Here is a 14,338-nt window from a genome sequence, read left to right as displayed (position 1 = left end):
CTCGGCCGGACCATGGAACTCAGGCATCTTCGATATTTCATTGCGGTGGCAGAGCAGTTGAGCGTGCGCGCGGCGTCCGAAATTCTGCATGTGACGCAACCGGCCGTTTCCCGGCAGATCCGGGATCTCGAAGAGACCATCGGGGCGGCGCTCTTCACGCGCACGGCGCGCGGCCTCGTGCTGACCGCTGCCGGAACGGCCTATCTCGCTGAAGCCCGTGACATTCTCGCCCGTGTCGAAAGCGCGAACCGTACCGCACGGCGCCTCGCGTCGGGCGTCACCGGCCGGTTGCGCATCGGCTTTGTCGAGAACGCTTCCTGGGACGGTCTGGTGCCCGCCGCCTTCAATGCCTTTCAGCGCGCCACGCCAGACGTGGCGCTCGAACTGATACCGATGAACACGCCCGAGCAGCTCGACGCCATCGCGGCCGGAACGCTGGACGGCGGGTTTTGTTATCGTTTCGGCGCGTTGCGCGAAGGATGCGCCGAGGTGCCCCTGCTCGAACACGATGTCGTCCTCGCGGTGCCGGCGGACTGGCCGTTGGGGCGCGAGGGCGACGTGGACATCGCGTCGCTTCGCGCGCACCCCTTCGTGGCGTTTCCGCGCGCGGTTTATCCCGCGTACTACGATCGTTTGATCGCCGCATGCGCCGAGCGTGGCTTGACGCTCGACATCCGTCAGGAAGTGTCGACCGAGGCGGCGATCCTGTCGCTGGTGTCTGCGGGTGTCGGGCTGGCGATCGTCAACGATGCGAACCGCGACCGGCCGCCGGCACGCGTGCGCTTCGCCGCCATCCGCGATCTCTCGGTGCGATTGCCGTTGGCCTTCTGCCACTCGGCCCAGCATCCGCCACAGCCCGCCCTGCAACGGTTCATCGAGCAGTTGGCCGCCGTACAGGCCGCTTGACGTTCCGGCGCACGATGGGACGCCGTGGCATCCGCCGCCGCTTCGGGCGATGCGTTTGAGGCATCACCCTGGGCAATGAACGGCATTGGTCAAGCATTTTTGCGTCTGCGATAGTGAATTCATCCAAGGCATCGCCTGGCTTTTCACTCTCTCGTCATGCACAACTCTGCTTCCCTGATTGCTTCCGACATTGACTACGAGCGCACCGGTCTTCAGACCGGCACGCTGCGCTTGCCTTACTCTCACGACCGATCCGCTTACGGCCATGTCCCGATTCCGGTCGCCGTGCTGAACGCGGGCCCGGACACCGGCCCAACGGTGCTGCTGACCGGTGGCAATCACGGCGACGAATATGAAGGTCCCATCGCCCTGATGAAGCTGTTGCAGCGTCTGCCCACCCTGTCGATTCGCGGCCGGCTGATCGTGATTCCCGCGCTGAACTTTCCTGCGTTCGCGAACGGCACGCGCACGTCGCCCATCGACAAGGGCAACCTGAACCGCCTGTTTCCCGGCGCGCGCAATGGGCTGCCGACCGAGATGATCGCGCACTACGTGGAAACCGAGTTGCTCCCCCGTGCCGACGTCGTGATCGACTTGCACGCTGGCGGGGCATCGTTCGACCACGCGCCGACCTTGCTGGCCGCGCCGCCCGTCGATGCCGCGCGCCGCGCAAGCTATCTGCAGTTGGTTCGCGCCTTCGGCGCCCCGTACACGATGGTCATGGATCTCCTCGGCGAAGACCGCACTTTCGGCGCCGCGGCGCAACGCCACGACAAACTATTTCTCTGCGGCGAATTTGGTGGCGGCGCGGGTTGCGACGCGGCCAACCTCGCCATCGTCGAAGCCGGTCTGCAACGTGTTTTGCGCGTGCTGGGCGTCACGTCGGAGGCTGGTCCAGCACCGTTGCACGACACCCGCGTCATGGCGGTGCACGGGCCCAGGCATTACGTCTACGCGCCGCGGGGCGGAGTCTTCGAGCCCGCGTTCCGGCTGGGCGACGACGTGCGCGACGGGCAACTGGCCGGGCGCCTGTTCGATCCACACGCCCCGTGGGAGGCACCCAGCGAAATCGCCTTCCGCAGCGACGGCACGGTGATGTGCATGCGCACGTTCGCCCGGGTGGAACCGGGCGACTGCATCGCATTGCTCGCCTGCGACAGTCACTGGGACTGACGCGTACTGCGCCGATCCCCGCCTCCGTCATCTCGACACATTGCATGTCAAACAGGACACTCTCATGAGCGCTCAACCCGCCATCATTGCCACGCCGGCAGATGAGCAACACGGATGTGCCGGCTATTACGGTTACGTGGTGCTGCTGTTTTTCGTTTGCTTTGCGTTTTCTTATCTCGACCGTCAGGTCGTCAGCATTCTCGTGCAGCCGATCAAGCAAACGCATGGGCTCACCGACGTGCAAATCGGTCTGATGCAAGGGATATCCTTCACCATGTGCTATGCCACGGCGGGGGTCTTCGTGGCCCGCTGGGTCGACCGCGCCAATCGCGTGAAGCTGATCGCGGCCTGCGTGGCCATCTGGGGGGCATCGACCGTGCTGTGCGGGTTTGCGACCAACTTCACGGAGTTGTTGTTCGCGCGCGCCGGGACGGCCGTGGCGGAAGCCGCACTCAGCCCCGCCGTGCTGTCGATCTTCAGTGATCTCTTCGCACCGCGAAAGGTCACCCGCGCCAGCAGCATCTTCATGTTGGGGCCGTACGTCGGCGGCGGGCTGGCATTGTTCGGCGGCGGCTTTCTGTTCGCCCTGAGCAGCGATCACACCGCCAGCGCCTGGCTGGCGACCCATGGGCTTACGCCGTGGCAGTCGGTTTTCGTTGCCGTCGGTCTGCCGGGTTTCCTGCTGAGCGTACTGGTGTTGTTCACGGTGCGTGAGCCCACACGCCGCGGCCTCGGACGTGCCGGTGCCGGCAGCGAGGACGAGTTGCCGTCGATGCGGGAAGTGATGCGCGAACTCTTCGTCAGGAATCGCTTCTGCCTACCGTACTTCGCGGCGTATGTGGCGCTGATCACGCTCTTCTACGCCCATGCCGCCTGGTTTCCGTCGCTGCTCATGCGCAAGTTTCAGCTCGACGCCCGTACGGTCGGCGAACTTGCAGCGCCCGCGTATATGCTGGGGGGCGTGCTCGGTGTGTTGTGTGCGGGCCTGCTCGCCGCGCGTGCGACGGATCGCAGTGCGCTGCGCCGGGTACTGGGTCTGTCCACCGGCGGTGCGGCCATCCTGATCCCTGCCGCGTTTGCAATGCCGCTGATGAGTCATAGTGTAGCGGCGGTGGTCCTGTATGGCGTATGCGCCTTCGCTGCAAGCATCGCCATGGCGCTCGCGCCCGTTCCGCTTCAGATCGCGCTGCCGAACCGTATGCGCGGTCGGGCGATCGCACTGCTCGTCTTCATGACGAATGCCATCAGCGGCAGTGTGGGGCCGTTTGCGGTTGGCGCGATCAACGAGCACCTTGGAAGAACGGCGAGTAGTCTGGGCACGGCGCTTGCGCTGGTGGGGACGGTCGCGGCGATTGCCAGCTTCCTTTGCTACGCGCTTGCCACGCGCCGCGCAGCGATGCCATTGGCATCCGGTAGCGAGTGATGCATCCGTGCCTGCATGCGTTGCTTAATGTTCTGGAGTTCGATCATGACGTCGTCTTTACCGGTCTTTCATGTGGGATCCGCCCGAATCACGGGCATCTTCGAGACCGCGTTTGCGTTGCCAGCGCCGCGACTGTTTCCCGATTGGGAAGCCGAGGCCGGGGCCGATCTGGCGACAAGGCTTTCGTCGGCCTCGTTCGATCGCTCGAATGGACTCGTCGCATTGCAAACGCATCTCTGGATCGTGGAGTTCGACGGTTTGACGATCGTCGTCGACACCGGCATCGGCAATGACAAGACGCGCCCCTTCAGTCCGTTGTTCGACCGCTTGTCCAACCCGGTGCTGGCGCGCTTGAGCGCAGCGGGGTTTGATCGCCAACGGGTCGACTACGTGTTCAATACGCACCTCCATGTCGATCACGTTGGCTGGAACACCTTTCGCGAAGGAGAGCGCTGGGTGCCGGTCTTTCCCAACGCCACATATGTCTTCGCCCGGCGCGAGCGCGAGTTCTTTGACACGGGCCCGGGTGCCGCACGCCGAATGGTGTTCGAAGACAGCGTGTTGCCGCTGCTCGATGCTGGTCTTGTGCATGAAGTGCCCGACGGCGGTGAGCAGGTACTCGACGGCATTCGCTTCCTGCCGACGCCAGGCCACAGCGCCGGGCACATGGCCATCTCGATCGCGTCTCGGGGGGAGACCGCGTTGTTTTCCGGCGATGTCATGCACAGCCCCGTGCAGGTCTATCGTCCCGAGTGGTGTTCGGCGTTCTGTCTTGATGCGGTTCAGGCCGGCGAGTCTCGCCGCGGGCTGCTCGATCTGGCGGTCGACGCCGGAACCACGGTGTTCCCAGCCCACTTTCCCGAGGGCTCGGCGGGCAAGGTCGTGCGCGATGGGGCAGGGCTGTCGTGGCAGTACCTCGCCTCGGAACGCAGATGACGAAGGACGACGGACAAGCGTCCCGTGCGGCTCGGCTCGTCAAGCACGCCGCACTGAAATGAAAAAAAGGGACGGCGCGCGCCGTCCCTTTTTCGTGGGGCTTCCCGTATCGAGCGCCGCTTAGCCGTGGCTGAGCACCTTGGCAATGCTGTCTGCCACCACCGCCACGTTCTTCTCGTTGAGGCCTGCCACACACATGCGGCCCGAGCGGATCAGATAGACGCCGTAGGTGTCACGCAGCACATCGACCTGCGTCGCCGACAGCCCCGTGTACGTGAACATGCCGCGCTGCTCGAGGTAGCGCGAGAGCATCGTCTCGGGGACATGCCCGCGCAGGCCGTCGTGAATCGCGCCGCGCATGCGCGTGATGCGCTGGCACATGGCCATGAGTTCGGCTTCCCACGACTTGCGAAGTGCCTGCGTGCTCAACACCTTGGCCACGATCTTCGCGCCGTGCGTCGGCGGGTTGCTGTAGTTCGAACGCACCGCGCTCGTGAGCTGGCCGAGCACGCGATCCGCTGCTTCCGCCGACTCGCAAATGACCGACAGGCCGCCGCAACGCTCGCCGTACAACGAGAAGTTCTTCGAGAACGAGTTGGCGACGAAGGCCGGCACACCCTGACGCGCCAGTTCGCGAATCACGAACGCGTCGGCGTCCAGACCCGAGCCGAAGCCTTGATACGCCATATCGACGAAGGGCAACAACTCGCGCTTCTTGAGCACGTCGATCAACTGCACCCACTGCGCGTCGTTCAGATCGACGCCGGTCGGGTTGTGACAGCACGCGTGCAGCAGCACCACGCTACGCGCGGGCAGCTTGTCGATGGCGTCGACCATCGCGTCGAAACGCAGGCCGCCGGTCGCTTCGTCGTAATACGGATACGTATTCACGGTGAAACCGGCACGCTCGAAGATGAAGCGATGGTTGTCCCACGTGGGATCGCTCACCCACACCTGCGCGCCGGGGAAGTAACGCTTGATGAAATCGGCGCCCACCTTGAGCGCGCCCGAGCCGCCGAGCGTCTGCACCGTAGCGATGCGACCGTCGGCGCGCGCCGGCGAGTCGTCGCCGAACACGAGCGCTTGCACGGCGTCGCGATAGGTGGCGAGCCCCGCCATCGGCAGGTACGGCTTCGGACCGACTTCGCCGAGCAACTGCGCTTCGGCCTCTCGCACAGCCTGCATGACCGGAAGGCGACCATCGTCGTCGTAGTAGATGCCGATGCTCAGGTTGACCTTGTTGGTACGGGGATCCTTGGCGAAATTCTCGTTGAGCGAGAGGATCGGGTCACCGGGATAGGCATCGATATGTTCGAACATGGCGGTTCCTGGAAATACGAGAGAGTCGGTGGAGCGCGGGCTCGGGGCCGCCGGACCGTCTGTCGGTTCCGGCGGCCCGGACGGCGCCAAACAGTTGATGATACCGCTAGTGAGGTATCGTCGGGTATGCCCCTCGAGCGGTTGGCGCCGGAGGGGCAGGCCGCGAGGCGCTGCGACCGGCGGCCGCCGGCGCCCGTCAGCCTTGAGTGGGTGTCAGCGTGCCGCCCTGGCTTGAATCGGGGCTACGCGGTTTTTTTTCTGACGCACGAGATAGCCGATGCCGAGCGCGACCAGCCATACCGGGATCAGGTAGACCGATATGCGCAGGTCTGGGATCAGGTACATCACGACCAGAATGCCGCCGAGGAACGCCAGGCACACGTAGTTCGTGAGCGGGTAGCCGAGGCTCTTGAACAGCGTTGTCTCGCCCGCGCGCGCCTTGGCACGACGGAAGACCAGATGGATCACACTGATCATCGCCCAGTTGATGATCAGTGCCGACACGACCAGCCCCATCAACAGTTCGAACGCCTTGCCCGGCATGAAGTAGTTGATCACCACGCACACGGCGGTCGCGGCGGCCGAGACGCCCAGCGCCAGCAGCGGAATGCCACGACGGTTGACCTTGAGCAGCGCACGCGGCGCATTGCCTTGACCGGCCAGACCATAGAGCATGCGGCTGTTGCAGTACACGCAGCTGTTGTAGACCGACAGTGCCGCGGTCAGTACCACCGCGTTGAGCACGTTGGCCACGGCGTTGCTGTTCAGTGCGTGGAAGATCAGCACGAACGGGCTGCCGCCGGAGACCACCTTCTCCCACGGGTACAGCGAGAGCAGCACGCCGAGCGCGCCAACGTAGAAAATCAGAATGCGGTAGATGACCTGGTTGGTCGCGCGCGGAATGGTGTGCGACGGGTTATCCGCTTCCGCCGCCGTGATGCCGACCAGTTCCAGTCCCCCGAAGGAGAACATGATGACGGCCATCGCCATGACGAGGCCCGACACGCCGTTCGGGAAGAAACCGCCGTGTCGCCACAGGTTGGTCACGCTGGCTTCAGGGCCGGCGTTGCCGGAGAACAGCAGATAGCCGCCGAACCCGATCATGCCGACGATGGCGGCGACCTTGATGATGGAGAACCAGAATTCCATCTCGCCGTATGACTTCACGCTGGAGAGATTGATGGCGTTGATGACGCCAAAACACACGAGGGCCGAGACCCACGTGGGAATGGCGGGCCACCAGTATTGGACGTAGATGCCCACGGCCGAGAGTTCGGCCATCGACACCAGCACGTAGAGCACCCAGTAGTTCCAGCCGGACACGAAGCCGGCGAAATGGCCGCAATACTTGTTGGCGAAGTAGCTGAACGAGCCGGCGACCGGCTCGTCGACGACCATTTCACCGAGCTGGCGCATGATGAAAAACGCGACGACGCCGGCAATGGCATAGCCGAGCAGCACTGACGGACCGGCGGTCTTGATGGTTTGGGCGATGCCGAGAAAGAGGCCGGTGCCGATCGCGCCACCCAGCGCGATCAATTGGATGTGACGATTCTTCAGGCCGCGGTGGAGCGAGCCTTCTTGTGATGCGTTGGCGGACATGTCTGTTCCTTACCCTACCTTCGTTGCCATGCGGCGCGCTTCTCTGTTTCGTTCTGTGTGCGAACGAACCGGAACCGTTGAGCCGCCACGGCGCAGCGCTTATGACGCCGTCGCCGTGTCCTTTGGGATCGTCGGCGTGCGCCGACGATCGTGTCTCCCCCGGACTCAGACCTTGAGCGTACCGCGCTCGATCTGATCGCGCTCGAGCGATTCGAACAGCGCCTTGAAGTTGCCTTCGCCGAAGCCGTCGTCACCCTCGCGCTGGATGAACTCGAAGAACACCGGGCCGAGCAGCGTCTTCGAGAAGATCTGCAACAGCAGGCGCGGCTTGCCGCCTTCGGTCGTGCCGTCGAGCAGAATGCCGCGCGACTTCAGTTCGCCGATCGGCTGGCCATGACCGGGCAGACGGGTCTCGAGCGCATCGTAGTAGAAGTCGTTCGGCGCGGTCATGAGATCGACGCCGGCCATTTGCAGGTTGTCGATCACCTGGAGCAGGTTGTCGGTGAGGAACGCAATGTGCTGAATGCCTTCGCCGTTGAAGGCCATCAGGAATTCCTCGATCTGGCCGCTGCCCTTGGCGGATTCTTCGTTCAGGGGGATGCGAATTTTACCATCGGGCGCGGTCATGGCCTTGGACGTCAGGCCCGTGTATTCGCCCGAGATGTCGAAGTAGCGGATCTCGCGGAAGTTGAACAGCTTCTCGTAGAAGCTGGCCCAATAGGCCATGCGGCCGCGATAAACGTTGTGCGTCAGGTGGTCGATCAGACGCAGGCCGTGGCCGACCGGATGACGGTCGACGCCCTCGATGAATTCGAAGTCGATGTCATAGATCGACTTGCCTTCCTCGAAGCGATCGATCAGATACAGCGGCGCACCGCCGATGCCCTTGATCGCGGGCAGACGCAGCTCCATCGGGCCGGTCTCGATCTCCACCGGCTGCGCGCCGAGCGCCAGTGCACGGGCGTAGGCCTTGTGCGCGTCTTTCACGCGGAATGCCATGCCGCAGGCGCTCGGGCCGTGCTCGGCGGCGAAGTAGGCCGCTTCGCTGTTCGGCTCGCGGTTCACGATGAAGTTGATGTCGCCCTGGCGGTACAGCACAACGTCCTTCGAACGGTGACGCGCCACCAGCGTAAAGCCCATTTGTTCGAAAATGGGTTCGAGGACGTTCGGGGTAGGCGACGCGAATTCCACGAATTCGAAGCCCATCAATTGCATCGGGTTGTCAAACAGGTCGGCCATGATCGTCTCGGCTGGGTCAGTGATGGATGAGGTGTCAGATTCGTCGAACGCCGGGCGACGGTGGAAAGTGCAACAAAATTGCGCTTTGTCGACCGTCGGGTTGGGATAAACCGGCTGGCCCGTTTCGCTCGCCGTAATCCCTGAAATGTTGGGAAGGTGGCGCGCATATGCGACGTTTTACCGCGCTCAGTGTAAGGGGGGCACCGCAAAATAGGATTTCGTAACGGTGTTAGGGAAACCCTAGTTTTTGCACTAATATTTCTGAAAATGTGCCTGAGGAGAGATAAAAGTGCATGACATCGAGATTGACCGAATCGACGTCCGGTTGCTGGGGGTATTGCAGTCGCACGGGCGAATTTCGAATCTTGAGCTGGCCGAGGCGATCAAGCTGTCGCCCGCGCAGACGTTGCGGCGTCACCGACGGCTCGAGGAGATGGGCGTGATCAAGGGCTACGACACGCGGCTCGACGCGCAGCGGCTCGGCTTTGGCGTCGTCGCCTTCGTCCATGTGACGATGGAGCGCGGTCATATCCGCGACCTGTCGAATTTCAAGGGATTGGTGGCGGAGCTGGCACAGATTCAAGAGTGCTTTTCCGTGACGGGGGATATCGACTACGTGCTCAAGGTCGTGGCCCGTGATCTGAAGGCGCTGTCCGAGTTTCTGCTCGATACACTGATGCGGATTCCCGGGGTGAGTGCCGTCAAGTCGAGTGTTTGTCTCGACGAGATCAAGTGCACCTCGGCCGTGCCGCTCACGCCCTGACGCGGCGCCCGATCCCTTGGGCCGCGGGGCAACGACGGCAGCGCCGGTGCGTGCCCGCCCACGAGGGAAATGTCATGAGACAGCACATCATGGTTGACAGCGTCCGAAACTCTGTGATTTCATGAGGGCCATGATCACCGCGCAATTCTCCCTCTCGCTACGACTACTAGCCCGCTCCACCGGGCTTGGTCCGTTGCTGCGCGCGTGCATCGTCTGAAGACTTCTCTGAAGCACCGCTGATTTTCCCCAGTTACGCCGATCTGAGCCCCGGTTCCTCCAACCGGCGGTCGTAGCTTATCTGCGTTCATGCGTCGTCCGGTTGCCACTTTTGTCGACTATCGAGACTACGCCATGTTGAAGCACCCCGCCACGAAGTACCGCCCGTTCACGCCGGTCAATATCCCCGACCGACAATGGCCGAGCCGCACCATCACGCGCGCACCGATCTGGATGAGCACCGATCTGCGAGACGGCAACCAGGCCTTGTTCGAGCCGATGGATGCCCAGCGCAAGATGCGCATGTTCAAGACGCTCGTCGCCATTGGCTTCAAGGAAATCGAAGTGGCGTTCCCGTCGGCGTCCGATACCGATTTCAACTTCGTGCGCGAACTGATCGAAGGCGGCCACATCCCCGACGACGTCACGATCGAAGTCCTCACGCAGGCCCGCGACGACCTCATCGAGCGCACGTTCGCCGCGCTCAAGGGCGCACCGCGCGCCATCGTCCACCTCTATAACGCGACCGCGCCCGAATTCCGCCGCATCGTCTTCAACCTCGATCAGCCCGGTGTGAAGGCGCTTGCCGTGGCCGCGGCCAAGACGATCAAACGCTGTGCCGACGCCGCCCCGGACACGCAATGGACGCTGCAATACAGCCCCGAGACGTTCACCGGCACCGAACTTGAGTTCGCCAAGGACGTGTGCGACGCGGTGTTCGACGTGTGGCAACCGACGCCGCAGCGCAAGTGCATCGTCAACCTGCCGGCCACGGTGGAAATCGGCACGCCGAACCACTACGCCGACCAGATCGAGTGGATGCACCGTCACCTCGCGCGCCGCGATTCGCTGATTCTCTCGGTTCACCCGCACAACGATCGCGGCACGGCGGTGGCCGCGGCCGAGCTGGCCGTGATGGCCGGTGCCGACCGCATCGAGGGTTGCCTCTTCGGCAACGGCGAGCGCACCGGCAACGTCGACCTCGTCACCCTCGGTTTGAACCTGTACACGCAGGGCGTGGATCCGGGCCTCGACTTCTCGAACATCAACGAGATCGCCCGCACCTCGGAAGAATGCACGCAGTTGCCCGTGCATCCGCGTCATCCGTATGTCGGCGACCTGGTGTTCACCGCATTCTCCGGTTCCCATCAGGATGCCATCAAGAAGGGCCTGGCCGCGCAAAAACCTGACGCCGTCTGGGAAGTGCCGTACCTGCCCATCGACCCGAGCGATCTCGGCCGCACGTACGACTCGATCATTCGCGTGAACAGCCAGTCGGGCAAGGGCGGCATCGCCTATCTGCTCGAGCAGTCGTATGGCGTGCAGATGCCGCGTCGCCTGCAGGTCGATTTCAGCTCGGCCGTGCAGCGTTACACCGACGAGACGGGCGCCGAAGTCACCGCGTCGCAGATCTGGCAACTGTTCCAGAAGGAATACGTGGCGTCGAGCGAGCCGGTCGCCTACGTCGGTCACTCGCTGTCCGAGCGCGACGGCCGCCAGCACATCGCCGTGACGGTCGACATTCACGGTCAGCGCACGACGGTGTCGGGCACCGGTAACGGTCCGCTCGATGCGCTGATGCACGCCATGCGTACGCCGGTGCGCGTGCAGCACTACGAGGAGCGCGCACTCACGCAAGGCGCCGACGCCCGAGCGATCGCCATCGCGGAGATGGCCGGCGACGCCATTGTGGGCAGCGCCTTCGGCGTGGGCATCGATGCGAATCTGACGACCGCGTCGATCCGGGCGGTGATCAGCGGCATCAACCGCGCTTATACCCGCAGCGACGCGCAGGCGCAGGCAACGTTCTTCGACGCCGTCATGCGCGACGTCGCCAAGGCCGTCTGAACGGTCAGGGCAAGCAGGGGAAGCACGGGAAGGATGGAAGGAGATTGAGGGCAGATGCGTCCCGCCCGGCACCGATCGTGCCGACGGGACCCCGGTGCGGCGTGGCAGGACTTACCCAGTCCCGCACGCGCGCCCGGCCCTGAAATACGGGCGGTGTTGTGGGATTACACCGCTTCGATGGCGATAGCGATGCCTTGGCCGACCCCAATGCACATCGTACACAGCGCAAAGCGACCACCCGTCCGCTGGAGCTGATACATCGCCGTCGTCACCAGACGTGCGCCGCTCATGCCGAGCGGATGGCCCAGCGCAATGGCGCCGCCGTTCGGATTGACGCGCAGGTCGTCGTCGGCCACGCCGAGCTGACGCAGCACGGCCAGGCCCTGGCTCGCAAACGCTTCGTTGAGTTCGATCACATCGAACTGATCGATCGACATACCGAGCCGAGCGAGCAGTTTTTTCGTTGCGGGAGCCGGACCGATGCCCATGATGCGCGGTGCCACCCCTGCCGTCGCCATGCCCAGCACGCGGGCACGCGGCGTCAGGCCAAAGCGCGCCGCACTCGCCTCGTCTGCCAACAGCAGTGCGCAGGCGCCGTCGTTGACGCCAGAAGCGTTACCGGCGGTCACGGTGCCATCCGGGCGTACCACGCCCTTGAGTCTGGCGAGCGCTTCCATGCTCGTTGCACGCGGATGTTCGTCGCGATCCACCACGATCGCCTCGCCCTTCTTCTGGGCGATGGACACCGGCGTGATTTCCTGGGCCAGCGTGCCGTCCGCCTGGGCGCGTGCGGCCTTTTCCTGCGAACGCACCGCAAAGCGATCCTGATCTTCACGGCTGATGCCGAATTCGGTCGCGACGTTCTCGCCCGTCTCGGGCATCGAATCCACACCGTACTGCGCCTTCATCAGCGGATTGACGAAACGCCAGCCGATGGTGGTATCGAAAATCTCCGCCTGACGCGAAAACGCGCTCGCCGCCTTGCCCATCACGAACGGCGCACGGCTCATGCTCTCCACGCCGCCGGCGATCATCAGACCGGCTTCGCCCGCCTTGATGGCGCGCGCGGCGGTGCCGATGGCGTCCATGCCCGAGCCGCACAGGCGGTTGAGTGTGGCGCCCGGCACGTCTTGCGGCAGGCCGGCCAGCAGCGACGACATGCGCGCCACGTTGCGGTTGTCTTCCCCGGCTTGGTTGGCGCAGCCGAAGATCACGTCATCGACTTGCGTCCAGTCGACGCCGCCGTTGCGCGCCATGAGCGCCTTGAGCGGAATGGCGCCGAGGTCGTCGGCACGCACGGAGGACAGCGCGCCGCCGTAGCGGCCGATGGGGGTGCGAATCGCGTCGCAGATAAAGACTTCACTCATGGGTCTACCTCAGCCGAATCGAAACTCGCGCAGGGAGTCTCGCAGATAAAAAAACGCCGGGTCACATCAAGCGATGTCCCGGCGATGGGGGGGGCGCGTCAGGCAACGGCCGGCGAGGGCAGCAGCGTCACGCCGGTCACACGCTGGAGTTCGTCGAGCGTGAGGCCGTCGACCATCTCGACGACGCGCAGGCCCTCGGGGGCGACGTCGATCACCGCCAGATCGGTGTAGATGCGCGTGACGCAACCCACGCCGGTGAGCGGATAAGTGCACTGCTCGACGATCTTGCTCTCGCCCTGCTTGGTCTGGTGCTCCATCATCACGAACACCTGTTTGGCGCCGCTGGCGAGATCCATCGCACCGCCGACGGCCGGAATGGCGTCGGGAGCGCCGGTGTGCCAGTTGGCGAGGTCGCCCGTCTTCGAGACCTGGAACGCGCCGAGCACGCAGAAGTCGAGGTGACCGCCACGCATCATCGCGAACGAATCGGCATGGTGGAAGTAGGCGCCGCCCGGCTTGAGCGTGACGGGTTGCTTGCCGGCGTTGATAAGGTCTTCGTCCTCTTCGCCCTTGGCGGGGGCCGGGCCCATGCCGATCACGCCGTTTTCGCTCTGGAGAATGATCTCTCGCTCGGCGGGCAAGTGATTGGCAACAGCGGTCGGCAAGCCGATGCCGAGGTTCACGTAGGCGCCGTCGGGAATGTCCTGGGCAACGCGGGCGGCCATCTGGTCGCGGGTCAGTCGGTTCATGTCGTGCTCCGAAATCAGATGGGGATCAGGCGCGTGCGGCGCCAGGCACCGCGACAACGCGTTGAACGAAGATGCCGGGCGTCACCACGACTTCCGGATCGAGGTCGCCAAGCTCGACGACTTCGTTCACCTGAACGATGGCGCACTTGGCCGCCGTGGCCATGATCGGGCCGAAGTTGCGGGCGGTCTTGCGATACACGAGGTTGCCCCAGCGGTCGCCCTTGAGCGCCTTGATGAGCGCGAAATCAGCGTGGATCGGCAGTTCGAACACGTACGGCTTGCCGTCGATGACGCGCGTTTCCTTGCCCTCGGCGAGCAGCGTGCCGTAGCCGGTCGGCGTGAAGAAGCCGCCGATGCCGGCGCCCGCGGCGCGAATGCGCTCGGCCAGATTGCCCTGGGGCACCAGTTCCAGCTCGATCTTGCCTGCGCGGTAGAGCGCGTCGAACACCTGCGAGTCGGTCTGGCGCGGGAACGAGCAGATGATCTTGCGCACGCGCCCGGCCTTGAGCAGGGCGGCAAGGCCGGTCTCGCCGTTACCGGCATTGTTGTTGACGATGGTCAGTTCGCGCGAGCCCTGCTCAATCAGGGCGTCGATGAGCGCCGAGGGCATCCCGGCATTGCCGAAGCCGCCAATCATGATCGTCGCGCCGTCGTGAACGTCGGCCACCGCGCTGGCGAGCGAATCGTAAATCTTGTTGATCACACGTGCCTCCTGGGCAGTTCCATCGGGCTGGCGGACTCGCGCCCGTGGCCCTTGTTGAGTGTCTCCCGGCGACGGCGACTTGTCAGGCGGCAT

Annotated in this window: 12 protein-coding genes; 6 read left to right on the top strand and 6 right to left on the bottom strand. The window is 64.1% G+C overall.

Annotated elements, in window-relative coordinates; translation table 11 throughout:
- The first annotated feature begins 12 nt into the window (after nt 1-12).
- The 4 genes from PSO31014_RS11130 (at nt 13) to PSO31014_RS11115 (ending at nt 4,438) form a co-directional block, all read left to right on the top strand.
- Nucleotides 13-906, top strand: a complete 894-nt coding sequence (locus PSO31014_RS11130; protein WP_150551678.1) for a LysR family transcriptional regulator — start codon at nt 13-15, stop codon at nt 904-906.
- Nucleotides 907-1,062: 156 nt separating this feature from the next.
- A complete protein-coding gene (locus PSO31014_RS11125) occupies nt 1,063-2,079 on the top strand; it encodes a succinylglutamate desuccinylase/aspartoacylase family protein (protein WP_150551677.1) in 1,017 nt (338 codons plus the stop codon).
- A 64-nt stretch (nt 2,080-2,143) separates the two neighbouring features.
- Nucleotides 2,144-3,502 (top strand): MFS transporter, encoded by a 1,359-nt coding sequence (locus PSO31014_RS11120; RefSeq protein ID WP_150551676.1) that lies wholly within the window; start codon nt 2,144-2,146, stop codon nt 3,500-3,502.
- 45 nt (nt 3,503-3,547) lie between these two features.
- Nucleotides 3,548-4,438: an MBL fold metallo-hydrolase gene (locus PSO31014_RS11115; protein WP_150551675.1), complete on the top strand. Its 891-nt coding sequence runs from the start codon at nt 3,548-3,550 to the stop codon at nt 4,436-4,438.
- Nucleotides 4,439-4,558: 120 nt separating this feature from the next.
- Here PSO31014_RS11115 and PSO31014_RS11110 read toward each other — a convergent pair whose 3' ends face one another.
- From PSO31014_RS11110 to hppD, 3 genes are all read right to left on the bottom strand, one after another.
- Nucleotides 4,559-5,758 carry an amino acid aminotransferase gene (locus PSO31014_RS11110; RefSeq protein WP_150551674.1) on the bottom strand — a complete coding sequence of 400 codons (1,200 nt, stop codon included), beginning with the start codon at nt 5,756-5,758 and terminating at the stop codon, nt 4,559-4,561.
- A 213-nt stretch (nt 5,759-5,971) separates the two neighbouring features.
- Entirely contained in the window at nt 5,972-7,360 is a 1,389-nt protein-coding gene (locus tag PSO31014_RS11105) for an amino acid permease (RefSeq protein WP_150551673.1), read from the bottom strand.
- A 165-nt stretch (nt 7,361-7,525) separates the two neighbouring features.
- The gene (gene hppD, locus PSO31014_RS11100; protein ID WP_150551672.1) at nt 7,526-8,599 is read right to left on the bottom strand and encodes a 4-hydroxyphenylpyruvate dioxygenase; all 1,074 of its coding nucleotides are present in this window, start codon (nt 8,597-8,599) and stop codon (nt 7,526-7,528) included.
- A 289-nt stretch (nt 8,600-8,888) separates the two neighbouring features.
- Between hppD and PSO31014_RS11095 the strand changes: the two genes are divergently transcribed.
- Both PSO31014_RS11095 and leuA read left to right on the top strand, forming a co-directional pair.
- The gene (locus PSO31014_RS11095) at nt 8,889-9,362 is read left to right on the top strand and encodes an Lrp/AsnC family transcriptional regulator (protein WP_150551671.1); all 474 of its coding nucleotides are present in this window, start codon (nt 8,889-8,891) and stop codon (nt 9,360-9,362) included.
- A 351-nt stretch (nt 9,363-9,713) separates the two neighbouring features.
- Nucleotides 9,714-11,426 carry a 2-isopropylmalate synthase gene (gene leuA / locus PSO31014_RS11090; protein WP_150551670.1) on the top strand — a complete coding sequence of 571 codons (1,713 nt, stop codon included), beginning with the start codon at nt 9,714-9,716 and terminating at the stop codon, nt 11,424-11,426.
- Nucleotides 11,427-11,590: 164 nt separating this feature from the next.
- On the opposite strand, the gene pcaF is transcribed toward leuA, so the two are convergent.
- The 3 genes from pcaF to PSO31014_RS11075 all read right to left on the bottom strand — a co-directional run bounded on the left by pcaF (nt 11,591) and on the right by PSO31014_RS11075 (nt 14,245).
- Nucleotides 11,591-12,793 carry a 3-oxoadipyl-CoA thiolase gene (gene pcaF / locus PSO31014_RS11085; protein WP_150551669.1) on the bottom strand — a complete coding sequence of 401 codons (1,203 nt, stop codon included), beginning with the start codon at nt 12,791-12,793 and terminating at the stop codon, nt 11,591-11,593.
- 98 nt (nt 12,794-12,891) lie between these two features.
- On the bottom strand, nt 12,892-13,542 hold the full coding sequence (locus PSO31014_RS11080; protein ID WP_150551668.1) for a CoA transferase subunit B: 651 nt from the start codon (nt 13,540-13,542) through the stop codon (nt 12,892-12,894).
- A gap of 25 nt (nt 13,543-13,567) precedes the next feature.
- Nucleotides 13,568-14,245: a 3-oxoacid CoA-transferase subunit A gene (locus PSO31014_RS11075; RefSeq protein ID WP_150551667.1), complete on the bottom strand. Its 678-nt coding sequence runs from the start codon at nt 14,243-14,245 to the stop codon at nt 13,568-13,570.
- Nucleotides 14,246-14,338 lie beyond the last annotated feature (93 nt).

Origin of the sequence: Pandoraea soli (assembly GCF_902459595.1) — a bacterium.
Taxonomy (GTDB): domain Bacteria; phylum Pseudomonadota; class Gammaproteobacteria; order Burkholderiales; family Burkholderiaceae; genus Pandoraea; species Pandoraea cepalis.
This window is presented reverse-complemented; position numbering and strand designations above follow the sequence as displayed.